16 protein-coding genes are annotated in these 15,031 nt (G+C 55.2%); 11 read left to right on the top strand and 5 right to left on the bottom strand.

What is annotated here, in order from left to right; all coding sequences use genetic code 11:
* Positions 1–25 precede the first annotated feature (25 nt).
* The 10 genes from GN111_RS22190 (at position 26) to GN111_RS22235 (ending at position 10,507) form a co-directional block, all read left to right on the top strand.
* Positions 26–1,021 carry an aldo/keto reductase gene (locus GN111_RS22190; protein ID WP_155305854.1) on the top strand — a complete coding sequence of 332 codons (996 nt, stop codon included), beginning with the start codon at positions 26–28 and terminating at the stop codon, positions 1,019–1,021.
* Between the two features lie 62 nt (positions 1,022–1,083).
* Positions 1,084–2,259: an ATP-grasp domain-containing protein gene (locus GN111_RS22195; RefSeq protein WP_155305855.1), complete on the top strand. Its 1,176-nt coding sequence runs from the start codon at positions 1,084–1,086 to the stop codon at positions 2,257–2,259.
* Between the two features lie 417 nt (positions 2,260–2,676).
* Positions 2,677–3,510 carry an MBL fold metallo-hydrolase gene (locus tag GN111_RS22200; protein ID WP_197740398.1) on the top strand — a complete coding sequence of 278 codons (834 nt, stop codon included), beginning with the start codon at positions 2,677–2,679 and terminating at the stop codon, positions 3,508–3,510.
* A gap of 16 nt (positions 3,511–3,526) precedes the next feature.
* Positions 3,527–4,309 (top strand): cyclase family protein, encoded by a 783-nt coding sequence (locus GN111_RS22205; protein ID WP_155305856.1) that lies wholly within the window; start codon positions 3,527–3,529, stop codon positions 4,307–4,309.
* Positions 4,310–4,432: 123 nt separating this feature from the next.
* Complete coding sequence (locus tag GN111_RS22210) at positions 4,433–5,047, top strand: TetR/AcrR family transcriptional regulator (RefSeq protein ID WP_155305857.1); 615 nt, start codon at positions 4,433–4,435, stop codon at positions 5,045–5,047.
* Positions 5,048–5,091: 44 nt separating this feature from the next.
* A complete protein-coding gene (locus GN111_RS22215) occupies positions 5,092–5,883 on the top strand; it encodes an outer membrane lipoprotein-sorting protein (RefSeq protein WP_155305858.1) in 792 nt (263 codons plus the stop codon).
* A gap of 1 nt (position 5,884) precedes the next feature.
* The gene (locus GN111_RS22220; RefSeq protein WP_231715527.1) at positions 5,885–7,135 is read left to right on the top strand and encodes an ABC transporter permease; all 1,251 of its coding nucleotides are present in this window, start codon (positions 5,885–5,887) and stop codon (positions 7,133–7,135) included.
* Between the two features lie 32 nt (positions 7,136–7,167).
* A complete protein-coding gene (locus GN111_RS22225) occupies positions 7,168–8,391 on the top strand; it encodes an ABC transporter permease (protein ID WP_155305859.1) in 1,224 nt (407 codons plus the stop codon).
* Between the two features lie 46 nt (positions 8,392–8,437).
* Entirely contained in the window at positions 8,438–9,145 is a 708-nt protein-coding gene (locus tag GN111_RS22230; RefSeq protein WP_155305860.1) for an ABC transporter ATP-binding protein, read from the top strand.
* 9 nt (positions 9,146–9,154) lie between these two features.
* Complete coding sequence (locus tag GN111_RS22235; RefSeq protein WP_155305861.1) at positions 9,155–10,507, top strand: hypothetical protein; 1,353 nt, start codon at positions 9,155–9,157, stop codon at positions 10,505–10,507.
* 3 nt (positions 10,508–10,510) lie between these two features.
* On the opposite strand, the gene yedF is transcribed toward GN111_RS22235, so the two are convergent.
* From yedF to GN111_RS22250, 3 genes are all read right to left on the bottom strand, one after another.
* Positions 10,511–11,107, bottom strand: a complete 597-nt coding sequence (gene yedF / locus GN111_RS22240) for a sulfurtransferase-like selenium metabolism protein YedF (RefSeq protein WP_155305862.1) — start codon at positions 11,105–11,107, stop codon at positions 10,511–10,513.
* Between the two features lie 82 nt (positions 11,108–11,189).
* Positions 11,190–12,221: a selenide, water dikinase SelD gene (gene selD, locus GN111_RS22245; protein ID WP_155308108.1), complete on the bottom strand. Its 1,032-nt coding sequence runs from the start codon at positions 12,219–12,221 to the stop codon at positions 11,190–11,192.
* 89 nt (positions 12,222–12,310) lie between these two features.
* A complete protein-coding gene (locus GN111_RS22250; RefSeq protein WP_231715528.1) occupies positions 12,311–12,505 on the bottom strand; it encodes a hypothetical protein in 195 nt (64 codons plus the stop codon).
* Positions 12,506–12,722: 217 nt separating this feature from the next.
* Here GN111_RS22250 and GN111_RS22255 point away from each other — a divergent pair, with 217 nt between their 5' ends.
* Entirely contained in the window at positions 12,723–13,181 is a 459-nt protein-coding gene (locus tag GN111_RS22255) for a DUF1499 domain-containing protein (protein WP_170302413.1), read from the top strand.
* A 62-nt stretch (positions 13,182–13,243) separates the two neighbouring features.
* Here the strand turns inward: GN111_RS22255 and GN111_RS22260 are convergent, their stop codons facing one another.
* Together GN111_RS22260 and GN111_RS22265 are read right to left on the bottom strand one after the other, a co-directional pair.
* Positions 13,244–13,594: a carboxymuconolactone decarboxylase family protein gene (locus GN111_RS22260; protein WP_155305865.1), complete on the bottom strand. Its 351-nt coding sequence runs from the start codon at positions 13,592–13,594 to the stop codon at positions 13,244–13,246.
* 146 nt (positions 13,595–13,740) lie between these two features.
* Entirely contained in the window at positions 13,741–15,027 is a 1,287-nt protein-coding gene (locus GN111_RS22265; RefSeq protein ID WP_155305866.1) for a (Fe-S)-binding protein, read from the bottom strand.
* Positions 15,028–15,031: the final 4 nt, after the last annotated feature.

Genomic DNA, 15,031 nt, shown 5'->3' on the forward strand with positions numbered 1-15,031 from the left:
CAGGCTTTAGGATCGAGGAGGATATATGATTTCACGTAATCTTGGAAAATCAGGTATTTCGGTATCGGCTGTTGGACTGGGCTGCATGGGTCTTTCCGAGTTTTACGGGCCGCCCGCCCAAGAGTCGGAAGCCATTCGTTTACTCCACCGGGCGGTAGACTTGGGCGTTACACACTTTGATACCGCGGAACTTTACGGTCAAGGGCGCAATGAGCAGTTACTGGGCAAGGCATTTGCCGGGCGCTGGGATCAGATCGTACTGGCCACCAAGTTTGGGCCCCAAAGGGATCCGGCTACGGGTGCCTTTTTAGGGGTGGATGGCTCTCCGGCCAATGTCCGCAGTTCCTGCGAAAAGAGTCTTCAGCGACTGGGTACGGACAGGATTGATCTTTACTATCTCCACCGTGTGGATCCATCGACTCCGATCGAAGAGACGGTGGGAGAGATGGCGAAGCTGGTTGAAGAAGGTAAAATCGGAGCAATCGGGTTGTCGGAGGCTTCGCCTGAGACGATTAGACGGGCAAGCACCGTTTTTCCCATTACCGCCCTTCAGACAGAGTATTCGATTTTCAGTCGGGATATCGAGCGGGACATTCTTCCCACCTGCTTGGAGCTGAACATTAGCCTGGTCGCTTATTCGCCCTTAGGCCGGGGAATGTTGACGGGCCGCTATAATTCGGCCAGCGAGCGGCCTACCAACGAGACGGATTTCCGTGCCCAGATGCAGCCTCGATTTAAGCCGGGCAATATCGAGGGCAACCTCAAACTGGTCGAGGCCATCAAGGAGATTGCTGCCCAACGGGGTTGCGTTGCAGCGCAGGTTGCTTTGGCCTGGGTATTGGGCCAGGGGGATCATGTCGTTGCTATTCCCGGCACGACCCGGCTCGCCAATCTGGAAACCAATTTGGGGGCGCTTGACTGCCGGCTTACCGATGAAGACCGCGGCGTGCTCAATAATCTGGCCGACAAGGTTCTGGGGGACCGGTACGATCCTGAAGGAATGGCGTCGGTCAATCAGTGAGCCTTGAGCCGTAGTCGCACCAGAGTAATCCATTGACATAAAAACAAATAGAATGTGGAAAAATGATTTTTGTAGACAAGCCATATATTTCTGATTTTTTAAGAAAAACAATTAAACAAAACGGATTTCCTGTTGTCAAAACGGAAATTGCAGAAAAACTTGGTTTCAATAACGGATTGAATATGCTTGATGAAGAGAAAGCGATTCAACAAGCAAAGTCCTCAGAAAATATCCTGATCTACACGACATCTGAAAACGCTATCGGATGGATTGCCAAACATTTGTCGTCCACAAAACTTCCCAAAAAAATCGAATTATTCAAAGACAAGGCAAAGTTCCGAACCCTGATCGAGCCAATGTATCCTGATTTCTATTTCAGAGAAATACAACTATATGAATTGGACGATTTGTCTTTGGAAAATATTCCTATGCCATTTATAATTAAACCTGCCGTTGGTTTTTTTAGCATGGGCGTATACAAAGTCACGGGCCCCGGAAAATGGGAGCAAGTAAAAGAAGCTATAAGAACGGAGGTGCACCGGGCCAAAGACTTATATCCAACGGAGGTTCTGAACACAAAGTCATTCATTATCGAACAGTGCATTGAAGGCGAAGAATTCGCAGTCGATGCCTATTTTGACGCTAAGGGTGACCCGGTTATTCTCAATATTCATAAACACATATTTTCTTCCAACGAAGATGTAAGTGATCGTGTCTATATTTCATCGAAAGAAATCATAGAAAACAATATTGACCAATTTTATGCATTCCTGAAGGAAATCGGGAGACTATCTGGTGTGAGAAATTTTCCTGTCCACGCTGAGATCAGACGGGATCGTAACGGTTCAGTATTGCCAATCGAGATCAATCCAATGAGATTTGGCGGCTGGTGTTCAACCGCCGATGCGGCCCACCTGGCCTATGGATTCAATCCTTATGTTCTTTATTTTTCACAAAAACGACCGGAATGGAAAGAAATTCTAAAAAATAAGGAAGGAAAACTTTACAGCATCGTTGTCCTTGACAATTCTACCGGAATAGAAGGAACTCAAATCGCTTCATTTGACTATGATCGATTGCTGTCCAATTTCGAAAAGCCACTTGAATTACGGAAAATCGATTACGAAGAATATCCTGTTTTCGGATTTTTGTTTACTGAAACAAAAGAGCAAAACATCTTCGAATTGGAAAGAGTCCTCAAATCGGATTTAAAAGAATTTATTACTGTCAGTGAATAAGATCTGTCTGCATCATCCGGCTTCAGGAGGACCAAATAGATATCTGGCGATTTCAGGTTATGGAAAAAATAAATACAAAACCCCAGTCAGGAATCGTTAAAGGAACTCCGAGAAATAAAGATAGCGTTCGGATGTTCATTGACGGCAGTACGCGGGCATACACGGCCCTCAGAACGGCCGCCATTGGATTGGGGACATATCAGCCCGGTTGGCGGTGGTCTTTGCATGCAGGGCCACAGACCGGCAAGGAATCGGAGAATCACATTGGCTATATCATCAGTGGCCGCATGATGGTTAGCGATACATCCGGGAATCAGGTTGAGATCGAGGCGGGATGTGCATTCGAAATCGAACCGGGGAGCGATGCTTGGGTGATCGGCGACGAGCCGTGCGTTGCGTTGGACTTCATACCCTTACATGATCCATCCGACCCGGCCGTTACGTGAAAGAGAATGCAGAATGAAAATCCATCATTTGAGAAGCGCCACCTGCATCATTGAGTCCAATAGGCATTTCGTACTCATCGACCCGATGCTTGGGGCTAAAGGCTCCATTCCTCCGTTCTCTTATATCCGTTATAAACCAAGAAGAAATCCACTGGTAGACCTGCCGCCGAATGCCGCTTCCATATTGGAAAAAGTTACCGACTGCCTGATTACCCACAGCCAGAAATTCGGTATCAAGGCGTTGCAGCATACCGACCACCTGGACATTTCGGGCGAGAAGTTCCTTCGTGAAAAAAACACACCTATTGCAACGCTTGCACGCGATGCAGAAGTATTGAAGAAATATGGTCTGAACATTCAAACCGAGTTGGAATATTGGAAACCGGAACCCCTGTTCGAGGGAGAGATTACAGCGATTCCCGCCCGGCATGGCCACAGCTGGATCCATAATTTCATGGCAAGCGGTGCCGGATATTTTCTCCAGTTTCCCGGTGAGCCATCCATCTACATCAGCGGCGATACGGTTTACACGGCCGATGTTGAGCGGGCGTTGACCGAACTCAAGCCGGACATTGCGATCATGGCGGCGGGAACCGCAACCCTGGACATCAGCAAACCGATCCTGATGGCGATGGATGAACTGCTTCAATTTGTTCGTACCGCTCCCGGAATAGTTATTGCGAATCACCTCGAAGCCCTGAACCACTGCCCAACCACCCGTGAACAATTGAAACAAGCGTTAAAAAACAACAACCTGCTTTCCAAGGCGCATATTCCCAATGATGGAGATGTGCTGACCTTTTAAAAAGAAAGGCTCCGATATGGGAAAAAAGCGTTTTGTGGATTTGAGCATCAGCATCGAGGCAGACCTTCCCAGCGACCCGCCCATGATGATTCCAAAGATCGACTACCTGACCCATGAAATGGGTGCCGAGCAGATGAAGCTGTTTTTTCCGGGTGTCGAAAAAAAAGATTTGCCCGGAGGTCTCGGTTGGGCCGTCGAGCAAATCACGCTTTATACGCATACCGGGACCCATCTGGATGCTCCGTATCACTACCATCCGACCATGGACAACGGGAAAAAGGCGCTGACCATTGACGAAATTCCGTTGGAGTGGTGTTTCAACGACGGAGTGCTGCTCGACTTTCGTCACAAAGCAGACGGAGAACGGATTACGGTCGAAGATGTCGAAAACGAGTTGGAACGCATCGGATATGAAATCAAACCGCTGGACATCGTTCTCGTCTGGACCGGTGCCGACGCTGCCTGGGGAACGGAGCAATATCTGGTCAAAGGGGCGGGGATGAGTCGTGAGAGTACTCTTTTTCTGACCAAAAAAGGGGTGAAGGTCGTGGGAATCGACACCTGGAGCTGGGATCGCCCCCTGCCGTTTCAGGCCGCAGACTTTCAGCAGTCGGGCGACGCCAAAGTGATCTGGGAGGCGCATTTCGCCGGCATCGATATTGGATACTGCCACATGGAGAAGATGGCCAACTTGTCGGCTATCGGCCGGCCGCATGGATTCAGCGTGTGCTGTTTTCCGGTCAAGATCAAAGGCGCCAGCGCGGGTTGGACGCGGCCGGTGGCGATTGTCGAAGAGTGATCGTCGTCTGAAAAAGGGTTGACAAGGTGATCGTCGAGTATTAATTATTGACCGACTGGTCGGTATTGGCGATCATTTTTACGTGATATAAAAAATTTTATAGACCCGAACAGGAAGCAGCTCGTGGCACGTAAAGCGGACCCCAATCGAAGGAAAGCGATTCTGGATGCAGCCGGGCAGATGTTTGCCCGCAAAGGATACGCAAATGCCCGGATCATCGAGGTGGCCGAAACCGCCTCGGTGGGCAAGGGCACTATCTACGAGTATTTTCGAAGCAAGGAAGATCTGTTTTTTGCGGTGTTCGAAGCGACCATGCAGGGCGCCGAAGATACCATTGCCGCCATAGCAACCGTGTCGGACGAACCCTTTTCGGAGCGAATGCGACAGCTATCGGACGGTATGATTCAATCCTGGCTCGGGCAGCTCGAGATGTATGCGCTCGTGATGGAGTTCTGGTCGGCCACGGCATCCTCGCCAAGCCGTAAGCGGTTCAAGGAGGCTTTCCAGAAAGGCTACCGCGATCTACGGATCGTTGTCGGGGATTTGATTGAAGCGGCCCAGGCCAATGGCGAGGTGTCGGCCGAAAGCGACGCCCAGGCCGTTGCCTCCGCCCTGATCGGTACCTGGGATGCCCTGCTGCTGCAAGCCTGGCTGGATCCGGATTTCGATGCCCTGGCCACTTCGCGTTTGTTTTTGAAGGTGGTGTTGCGAGGCTTGCAGCCGGCGACATCTTCCTGAATCGATGTAGTGATGGATTCTTCTGAAGTCAAAGGAGTTCATTAATGAGCACCCACCCAAACGGGGAGGTTGGTATGCGATGGGCATTGATTCTGATGGCAGCCGGATTTTTTCTGGCAACCCTTCCGGCACTGGCCCAGGACCCGCCGGATGCGGCCGCCATTATCGAAGCCGGTTTCAATCATTACCGGGGCAAGGCGTCCGAAGCCGAGGTTGAGATGATCATCCATCGTCCCACCTGGGAGCGAAGCATGCGCATGGTGGGTTGGACCAAAGGCACCGACAAAAGCCTGATCCGGATTACGGCCCCGGCCAAGGATGAAGGCAACGGTACCCTGAAAAACGGCCACGAGATGTGGACCTACAATCCCAAGGTCAATCGGGTGATCAAGCTGCCGCCGGCCCTGATGTCCCAGTCCTGGATGGGGTCGGATTTCTCCAACAACGACCTGGCCAAAAGCGACAGCATTCTCAACGATTACACCCACAGTCACATCGGCACCGAAACCCACGAAGGCCATACGGTCTACGTGATCAAGTCGATGCCCAAGCCGGCCGCGCCGGTGGTCTGGGGCATGCAGATTCTCAAGGTTCGGGACGACGATGTGCTGCTTTCCCAGGAGTACTTCGATGAGGACCTGGTGTCGGTCAAACTCATGACCGCCGATCAGATCCAGCCCATGGGTGGGCGTCTGTTTCCCAAAATCTGGAAGATGCACGAGACCGACCGGCCGGAAGAATACACCCTGTTGAACTATCATTCGGTGGCGTTTCTGGATGATCTGCCCGAGTCGACTTTCACCATCAACGCCCTGAAAACCTTAAACCGGAGGTAAGATGGTGCCCGTTGACGTCAAGATGGCCTGGCGCAATATCTGGCGCAACCCCCGCCGTACCCTGTTGACCATTGCGGCCATCGCCTTTGCCTGCGTACTGCTGGTCTTCATGCTGTCGTTTCAGTTCGGCAGCTACGACACCATGATCAACGCCTCGGTTAGGATCCACACCGGTCATTTGCAGGTTCAGGCGCGCGGCTACCAGGCCGATCAGAAGATCCGTCAGGTGATTGCCGATCCTCGGCCGGTCCAGCAGGCCCTGGATGCCATGCCGGAGGTGTTGGCCCATGCTCCCCGCGCCCGGGCCTTCGCGTTGGTCTCGTCGGCGGACCGGGCTTACGGGGTGATGGTCGAAGGAATTGTACCAGAGGCAGAGGCGCAAGTGTCGACCCTGCCGAAAATTATCCGCCAAGGGGAGTACCTGTCGGACGATCCGGTGGAGGAAGGGCTTCCCGACGCGCTGATCGGCAATCTACTGGCCCGCAACCTGAAAGTGGCGGTCGGCGATGAGTTGACTGTCCTGGGACAGGGCCGCGACGGTTCCATTGCCGCCACGGTGGTGCGCGTCCGGGGTATCTACAGTTCGGGCATGGACGATTTCGATCGCAGCGCCATTCAGATTCCGCTGGCGGATTTCCAGGCGATCTTTACTATGGACATGGCTGTTCACGAGATCGTGGTCGTGGGGCGCCGCCTGTCGGGCGCTCCCGTCATCAAGGCAGCCCTGCAGGACAAGTTGGCGGGCCTGGCGGCGAAAGCGGATCTGGTGGTGCTGGACTGGGAGGACCTGATGCCGGGGTTGCGGCAGGCCATCAACATGGACCTGGTCAGCGGCAGCATTTTCTACCTGATCCTGATCATGGTGGTCGCCTTCAGCATCCTGAACACGTTTCTGATGGCCATTTTCGAGCGTACCTACGAGTTTGGCGTGATGATGGCGATGGGGACCAAGCCGCAGCGGCTGACGCGGCTGGTCCTGGCCGAATCAACCGGCATGACCCTGGTGGGGGTGGCTGCCGGCATGGTGTTGGGCTGCCTGGTGACGTTCTATTTCATGCATCACGGAATCAATCTGGGCGCCAATGAGATTTCTCGTCAGTTCGGCATTCCGGACACGCTCTATCCGCGATTGACGGCAATTTCCATCACGGCCGGCCCCTTGGCGGTATTGCTGATTACCCTGCTGGCGGCTCTTTATCCGGCCTTGAAAATCAGAAAGTTAAAGCCGGTGGAAGCCATGCGCCAGCGATAGGCCGGTTTCGTAACTACAAAAAGAGGACTGCGATGAACGTCCAGATTGCCTGGCGCAATATCTGGCGCAACCCGCGCCGTACCGGTGTGATCCTGATCGCCGTGGTCATCGGCGTGTGGAGCATGATTTTTCTGGGCGCCCTGATGCGCGGTATCCTGGCAGGAATGATCCACAACGGCATCAACACCCTGACCGGCCATATCCAGATTCAGCAGACCAGCTATCCGCAGGACCCTTCTATCGACTACCGCATCGCCGACCCCGCCGGCATTGAACCCATTCTGGCGGAGAGCTTGCCCGCAGGCAGCCAGTGGACTCAACGGGTGCGGGTCAACGCCGTGGTCAACAACGCACGCCACAACAAAGGCGCCATCCTGGTGGGCATCGATCCGGAAAAGGAGGCCCGGTTGTCGTTTATCGGTACGGCCGTTACCCAGGGCAGCTACCTGAAAGCCGGGGAGGCCAACGCCGTGGTGGTGGGTCGGGCCCTGGCTGAGCAGTTCGAGACCGGGCTGGGACGCAAACTGATCGTGATGTCGCAGGATGCCGAGGGCCGCATCGCCTCGCGGGCCTTTCGTATCCGGGGCATCTTCCAGGCGGAAATGGAGGCCACCGAGAAAAGCTATATTTTCGTGCCCCTTCCAGCCGCCCAGAAGATGCTGAAAATAGGGGAAGCGGTGTCGGAAATCGCCATTTTACTGCCCGACCACGACCAAACCGAAAAAGCTGATCGAATGCTGAAGAAAGAGCTGGCCGGCCGAGATCTGGCAGTGCGATCCTGGACAGAGGCGCTTCCGCTGCTTCAAGCCTACCTGAAGATGTACGATTCGTTCATTCTGATCTGGTTTGTTGTGGTGTTTGTGGCCATGGGCTTCGGCATTCTCAACACCACCCTGATGGCGGTGTTCGAACGCATGCGTGAGTTCGGTTTGCTCAAGGCCCTGGGAATGCGTCCCGGCCGTATTATCACGGGGATTTTGACTGAATCCCTGTTCATCCTGATGATGGGCCTGGTTGTTGGCAACATGCTGGGACTGGCAAGCTGTTGGGCCCTGTCGTTTCACGGCATCGACCTGTCGGCCCTGGCCAAAGGGGTGGAGTACGCCGGCATGTCGCGGCTGATTTTTCCGGTGATCTGGGCCAAGGACGTGATCAGCGCCAACCTGGTGGTGCTGCTGCTGGGTTTACTGGTCTGTCTCTATCCGGCGATCAAGGCGGCTCGCTTCACGCCGGTGGAAGCGATGGTACACAATTGAAAAAGAGAGTTCCTTCGACTTTTCAGTACTTGGAGAGTTTAAAGAAATGAACAGCGAGAATACCATAACCGCCATCGTATCCTGCCAAGGAGTATCCAAAACCTATCGACAGGGAAAGGTGAGTGTTGCCGCCCTGTCTGAAATCGACCTGGTGGCCGAAACCGGTGAGTTTCTGGCCCTGGCCGGGCCTTCAGGGTCGGGTAAGACGACCCTGCTCAACCTGATCGGCGGGTTGGACGTCCCCGACGACGGCCAGATTAAGGTTGGCGGCCAATCTTACGACGAACTGAGCGACGCCCAGATGGCGGACCTTCGTCTGCACCACATTGGATTCATCTTTCAGGCCTACAACCTGATTCCGGTGCTGTCGGCCGTGGAGAATGTGGAGTACGTGATGCTGCTGCAAGGAACGCCAACTGCCGAGCGCAGGCAGCGGGCCAGGGAGATCCTGGATATCGTCGGCCTGGAGGGAAAATACGACCGCCGCCCGGCCGAGCTTTCCGGCGGCCAGCAGCAGCGTGTGGCCGTGGCCCGGGCCATCGTCTCCAGTCCCGATATCGTTCTGGCCGACGAACCCACGGCCAACCTGGACTCCAAAACCGGCGAAAGCCTGTTGGAGCTGATGCGGCAGATGAATCGCGAACGAGGTGTGACCTTCATCTTTTCCACCCATGATCCCATGGTCATGGAATATGCCCGGCGAATCGTGCTGCTGCGGGACGGTCGCATTACCGAGGACAACCGAAAGGCCTGATGTCGTCTGATGGAAGCTACTCTCCAACATAGCGCATGGCGGCTGCTGGCCGTACTGCTGGCACTTTGCTTTCTGGCGGGAGTTCCGAACTGCCGGCCAGCTTTCGGGGCCGAGACCGAAAAAACGGACGGATTTTTCGAGGTGGGCGTTGGATGGGGCGGCCATCTGCGGGCCATCGGTACCGTGAGCTGGTTGGACGAGAACTCTGTCTACCAATTCGTGGATGACGATCCTTACTTCGATGGCCAGTTGGAAGGGCGTCTGAAAAACCGGATCGATTTTGGCAAGCGCTGGTCCATGGAGACCCACTATGAACTGGTGGCCTTAGGGGGCGACACTTACGAGAACACCCTTGAACTGGGCACATTGCCGCCAGTTCTCTCCGAGATATCCGTTGCCGAGCAGATTGTCGACGATAACCGCCGCCTTTTGGACCTGACCCATCTCCTCACCGAAAAGGATCGTTATCTCGCTTATCACAGGATAGACCGTCTCAACGTCTCCCATTCTGCGGGTTGGGGGACCCTGCGCCTGGGCCGCCAGGCCCTGACCTGGGGCGACGGCCTGATTTTCAACCCCATGGATCTTTTCAACCCGTTCTCGCCCACCGCGGTGCAGCGCGACTACAAGGTGGGCGACGACATGGCCTATTTGCAGCTCCCGCTTAACACGGGAGAGTTGCAGATGCTCTATCTGCCCCGGCGGGACCCGGACACCGGCGACGTGGAAGAGGACGTAGCCTCATACGCTGCCAAATATCATATCTTCGTCGGAGCGATGGAAATGGACATCATGGCCGCGCGCCACTACGCGGACACCATAGCCGGGCTGGGCGCCAGCGGCTACTGGGGCGGTGCCGCCTGGCGCGTCAATACCGTTTACACCTGCCTCGATGAAGGCGACGGCCGGAATGATATCCTTCAGGCAGTCGCCAACCTGGATTTTGCATGGATCTGGGGCGGGAAGAATTACTACGGCCTGGTGGAGTTCTTTTACAACAGTCTGGGCTACACGGACGACTACGAGCGGGTTCTCGACGATACGGATCTATTGGACCGGATCGAACGCGGCGAACTTTTCACCGTTGGGCGCTACTATTTGTCGGGTCAGGTGCAGATCGAACTGCATCCTTTGCTCCAGTTATATACGACGGCCATCGTCAATCTATGCGATCCTTCAGGAGTTCTCCAACCGCAATTGGTTTGGGATGTGACCGAAGATTTCCAGGCCATCTTTGGCGCGCAGTGGCAATGGGGCGGCAGCGGCAGTGAGTACGGCGGCTACGAGGTTACCGCTGCCAACACCACGGTGCGCCTGGCGCCGGCTGATCGGGTTTATCTCTGGCTGACCTATTACTTCTAACTCTCAGATATTGATCACCTTGTCGGCCAGTTGCATGGCGGTGACGATGTCCAGCATATTGGTGGTCTGGCCTACCTGCTTGCGCTCCAGCAGATTGAAGTGATCCAGGCAGGTACCGCACACGAGGATGGTCAGGCCGGTGGCCTCCAGATCCTGAATGTCCGCAAGGGTGCCGGCGCCGTCGATGGTGAGTTTCACCCCGCTGTTGACGAACACCAGCCGCCAAAGTTCGTCGCCCATCTCCTTGAGGGTTTTGATGAAATTGATCATCAATTTGGCGCCCAGTACATCGTCACCCGTGCCCATGCAGTCCGATGCCACCATGACCATGATTTTGGTCGGGGCGCCTTCCGGTGCCTCGGCCACGGGTTCGGTTTGCGGTGCATCCGCTCCCCGGGTGGCAGTGATCGTATAAACATCTCCATCCTGTTCGACTGCGCTGGTATATCCCTGGGATGCGAGAAAACGGGTCACGTTTTCCCGGGACGGATCGTTGTCCACAAGAACTTCCATGCGTTCGGGGTGTTCGCTCTCTATGGCAGCCTTGGTTGCAAGAACCGGTGCCGGACAGGCCAGCCCCCTGGCGTCTACTTTGCTCATGATCTCTCCAGTTTTAGAATAGAAGCATCCATACACAACTCAATTCAACCTTCGGCTTTTTCGTAATCCGACCTCGCTTTTCTCACATCACCTGAATTCTTCCGACCGGGGATTCTACCACCTCACCGAAAATGGACGCGTATTCGACGCCTTCGCTTTGCAGGTGGTCCACCAAATCCCTGGCCGAATCGGCGGCCACGGCGATGCATAACCCGCCGGATGTCTGGGGATCGTAGAGAATGTCCCGCATGGACGGATCGATGCCTTCGTCCAGGTCCACCATGTGTTCGCGGAAGCTGCGGTTTTTGTGGGCGCCCCCCGGCACCATGCCCATGGCCGAGAATTCCAGGGCTTCATCGATAACGGGCAGTTTTTCCACCACGATCTTCAAACCACAACCCGCACCCTCGAGCATTTCCGCAAGGTGGCCGATGAGCCCGAATCCGGTAATATCCGTGCAGGCATGCACCGGATATCTCTGCATCACGTCGGCGGCCGTGCGGTTCAGGGTCGCCATGAGGGCGGCGATCCTGCGGGTGACTTCATCGGAAGCCAGGTTGCCTTTGATGGCCGTGTTGACGATACCCGTTCCCAGCGGCTTGGTAAGCACCAGCCGGTCGCCGGCCTTGAGACCATGTTTGGCGAGAATCCGGTCAGGATGGACGAAACCGGTAACGGAAAGCCCGTATTTCAGCTCGTCATCCTCCACGCTGTGGCCGCCCAGCAGCACCGCTCCGGCTTCGCGGACTTTGTCGATGCCCCCCTGGATCACCTGCCGCAGGATGGAAAGATCCATTTTCTTCAAAGGGAACCCCACCAGGTTCATGGCGGTTTTCGGCTCCCCGCCCATGGCGTAGACATCGCTCAGGGCGTTGGCGGCGGCAATCTGCCCGAACCAGTAAGGATCATCCACAATGGGCGTGAAAAAATCCACCGTCTGGATCAGGGCCAGTTCGTCGGATATTCGATACACCCCGGCATCGTCGGCCTTTGAAAGACCCACCAGAACGTTGGCGTCGGTTGGAAATTCCAACCCGCATAAGGCTTTGTCCAGGTCCCCTGGAGGCAATTTAGAAGCTCAACCGGCCCCTTTGACCGTTTCGGTCAGGCGCATCGGATTCAGGGGAGGCTTATCGGCTGCCATAACCGTTCTCCTGGTCAAAAATTGAATAACAGCGCGCGGGATGGGTGCATCGTTTAGCATTATGCATCGGGAGGGCCGGCGGCGGCACTGAGTTCGGCCATCAACCGGTTCAGATCCAACTGGTAGCGCTCGGCCACTTGCTGAACGGTGTCGAACAACGCCTGGCAGCAGATGCATTCTCCTGCCCGATGATCCCACGCTTTGAATACCGCTTCAGTTGCCCGGTGGCGGCTGACAATCTCCAATACCGTCATCCCGGGTTCAATACAAGACAATCCCTGATCCATCAACCACCTGCCCTTGCCGGATTGAACGACGATAACCGTCGATTGCGGGAAAATTAACCCTGCTGGCCGTTGAAAGCAAATTGCTAAATTGAATAGGATGATTAAAACTCATAGAAAAATTCTATTTGCTTTTTTTGGATTTAAACCCAACGTTGTTAATCAACTCATCAAAGGAAGTAACGCCGTGAAAAATAGATTGATAACAGCAATGGTTATCGGTGGGGTTTTAATGGCGGGGTGTTCGAAAACCAATCAAGCTGCCGCAGGCTCCGATACCTTTCCCTTGAAAGATTGTCCGGATCGACCCAACTGCGTTTCCAGCATCGCCAGAAATCAGGCCCGTTATGTCGCGCCGTTTGCCTATGCCTGTGACCGGCGGCAAGCCATTGACGTCCTGGTGCAGATCCTGGCTGAGCAGCCACGGACGACCATCGTCGAAAAGAGAGAAGACTACCTTCATGTGGAATTCAGATCGAGAATTTTTCGCTTTGTGGATGATGTCGAGTTCTACTTTCCCGCTGACCAGCCGCTGGTCCATGTCCGGTCGGCATCGAGATTGGGCTACTCGGACATGGGCGTCAACCGCAAGCGGGTGGAAGCGCTTCGCGCGAACTTTTCGGAAGCTTTGAAGAAACGTTCCTGACCCCAGTCGGGAGGACATTTTCCTGCCGAACCCTCGCTTTCTTATTTAAATGGTTTGCTGCCTCACCCGTCGCCCTTGGCTTTCAATTCTTCCCAGGCTTTCATGGCCCGGCGCTGGTGGGGAATGGTAATGGTTCCGCCCACGATCAACCCGATGAACAGCGCCTCTTCGAGTTCTTCGCTGCTGACCCCTTCTTCGTGGCAGCGGATTACGTGGTATTTGATGCAGTCGTCGCAACGAAGAACGAAGCTGGCCACCAAACCTAAAAGTTCCTTGGTTTTTGTCGGCAGGGCCCCTTCCCGGTAGGCCTGCGCGTCCAGGCTGTAAAAGCGCTTGGTTCCCAAGCCGGCATATTTCATCACCAGTTCATTGAGAGATTCCCGCTCCTGCTGAAATTTTTCGATGTCGCCCATCTGATCTTGTCCTTTTCGTCTTTTTAATGTGTGGCACGCATACCACGGTTGTGGGTTCAAGGAAATGCGGATGTTTATGAATTCCTCACGGGTAGCTGCGGGCCTGTTCAAAATGCGTACGTGGCGGATGGGATGAGGCGATCAGCTCACGTTCCCAATGCTTCTGCAACCAGTTCAACAGGGTGGCGGACGGCAATGCGGGCACCGGTCCTGGAGAGCATATCGGAAATCTGGATCATGCAGGCCGGACATCCCGTGGCCACAACATCGGCGCCGGTTTCCTGGATGTGGGCGGCCTTTTTCTCGCCGATGTTTTTGGAGATGTCATAATACTGCAGGTTGAAGCTGCCGCCCATGCCGCAGCACCAGTCCGGCTCGACCATCTCCTTTAACCGGTAGCCCGGGGCGGCGTCGATGACGGCACGGGGCTCCGTGAATACACCGAGGCTTTTTTTCAGGTGGCAGGGGTCGTGGTAGGTCACCGTGCGTGGTTTGTCGTTTTTACCTGCGAGTGGCTTGAGACCGGCTTCTTTAATCAGGAATTGGTTGATGTCCATGGTCCGGTCGGCCATCCGTTTGGCAGCCTCGCGGCTCTTGGGTCCGGCCATTTTGGGCCAGACTTCGTGAATGGTGGACGTGCAGGTGGCGCAGGCGGTCACCAGGACGTCGAATTCGCCGGCATCGAAGCGTTCGAGGTTGTGCGCCAGCAGTTTCCGAAAGGTGGGCAGGTCGCCGCTGGAAAGGGCCGGGATGCCGCAGCAGCCCTGGTTGTCGGGCAGATAGACGCCTACATCGCAATGGTCCAGCACCTTGAGGGTAGCTTGGGCGATGGAGGGAAACAGCTTGTCGATGAGGCAGCCAGTGAACAGGGCCACTTTGAGGCCGGATCGGCCGGTTTTATCCAGAAACGGAACCTGATTGTGAAAGGGGACCTTGGCCAGGGGGCGGAAGTGGCGGTCCTGGATCAGGGGCGACATTACCCGGGCGCAGGAGGTCCCGACGATCTCATTGACCGGACGGGTGAACAGCTTCTGAAAGCGGGCACCCCATTCGGCCAGCCGGTCGAAAAGGGCCGGGTTGGCCAGCATCCCCTTTAGGATCAGCCGCTTGGCCGGCGGCAGGCCCATATATCCGGCGAGAATCGCGCGGGCCTTGAGAAAAATTTCCTGGACATCGACCCCGCTGGGGCAATTGGCGGCACAGGACCCGCACAGCAGGCATTTGTTGAGCCGCTGGTAGACCCCTTCGGGATCATCGAACATGGACTCCATCAAGCCGCCCAGCAAGGCCAGTTTGCCACGGGCCACATCCGCCTCGCGACCGGTTTGATCGAAAACCGGGCAGACCGACTGGCACATTCCGCATTTCATACAGACCACGAGCTGATCTTCCAATTCCCGCATGAGGCGGACGAGTTCTTCCATCGATGCCATAGCG

The organism is Desulfosarcina widdelii, from assembly GCF_009688965.1.
Classification (GTDB): domain Bacteria; phylum Desulfobacterota; class Desulfobacteria; order Desulfobacterales; family Desulfosarcinaceae; genus Desulfosarcina; species Desulfosarcina widdelii.

Coding starts and splice junctions, on each gene's coding strand:
- GN111_RS22265 (WP_155305866.1), bottom strand. CDS start 15,027: ATGGCATCGATGGAAGAACTCGTCCGCCTCATGCGGGAATTGGAAGAT.
- GN111_RS22235 (WP_155305861.1), top strand. CDS start 9,155: ATGGAAGCTACTCTCCAACATAGCGCATGGCGGCTGCTGGCCGTACTG.
- GN111_RS22205 (WP_155305856.1), top strand. CDS start 3,527: ATGGGAAAAAAGCGTTTTGTGGATTTGAGCATCAGCATCGAGGCAGAC.
- GN111_RS22260 (WP_155305865.1), bottom strand. CDS start 13,594: ATGGGCGACATCGAAAAATTTCAGCAGGAGCGGGAATCTCTCAATGAA.
- GN111_RS22200 (WP_197740398.1), top strand. CDS start 2,677: ATGATCCATCCGACCCGGCCGTTACGTGAAAGAGAATGCAGAATGAAA.
- GN111_RS22190 (WP_155305854.1), top strand. CDS start 26: ATGATTTCACGTAATCTTGGAAAATCAGGTATTTCGGTATCGGCTGTT.
- GN111_RS22215 (WP_155305858.1), top strand. CDS start 5,092: ATGAGCACCCACCCAAACGGGGAGGTTGGTATGCGATGGGCATTGATT.
- GN111_RS22225 (WP_155305859.1), top strand. CDS start 7,168: ATGAACGTCCAGATTGCCTGGCGCAATATCTGGCGCAACCCGCGCCGT.
- GN111_RS22230 (WP_155305860.1), top strand. CDS start 8,438: ATGAACAGCGAGAATACCATAACCGCCATCGTATCCTGCCAAGGAGTA.
- GN111_RS22250 (WP_231715528.1), bottom strand. CDS start 12,505: ATGACGGTATTGGAGATTGTCAGCCGCCACCGGGCAACTGAAGCGGTA.
- GN111_RS22195 (WP_155305855.1), top strand. CDS start 1,084: ATGATTTTTGTAGACAAGCCATATATTTCTGATTTTTTAAGAAAAACA.
- yedF (WP_155305862.1), bottom strand. CDS start 11,107: ATGAGCAAAGTAGACGCCAGGGGGCTGGCCTGTCCGGCACCGGTTCTT.
- GN111_RS22220 (WP_231715527.1), top strand. CDS start 5,885: ATGGTGCCCGTTGACGTCAAGATGGCCTGGCGCAATATCTGGCGCAAC.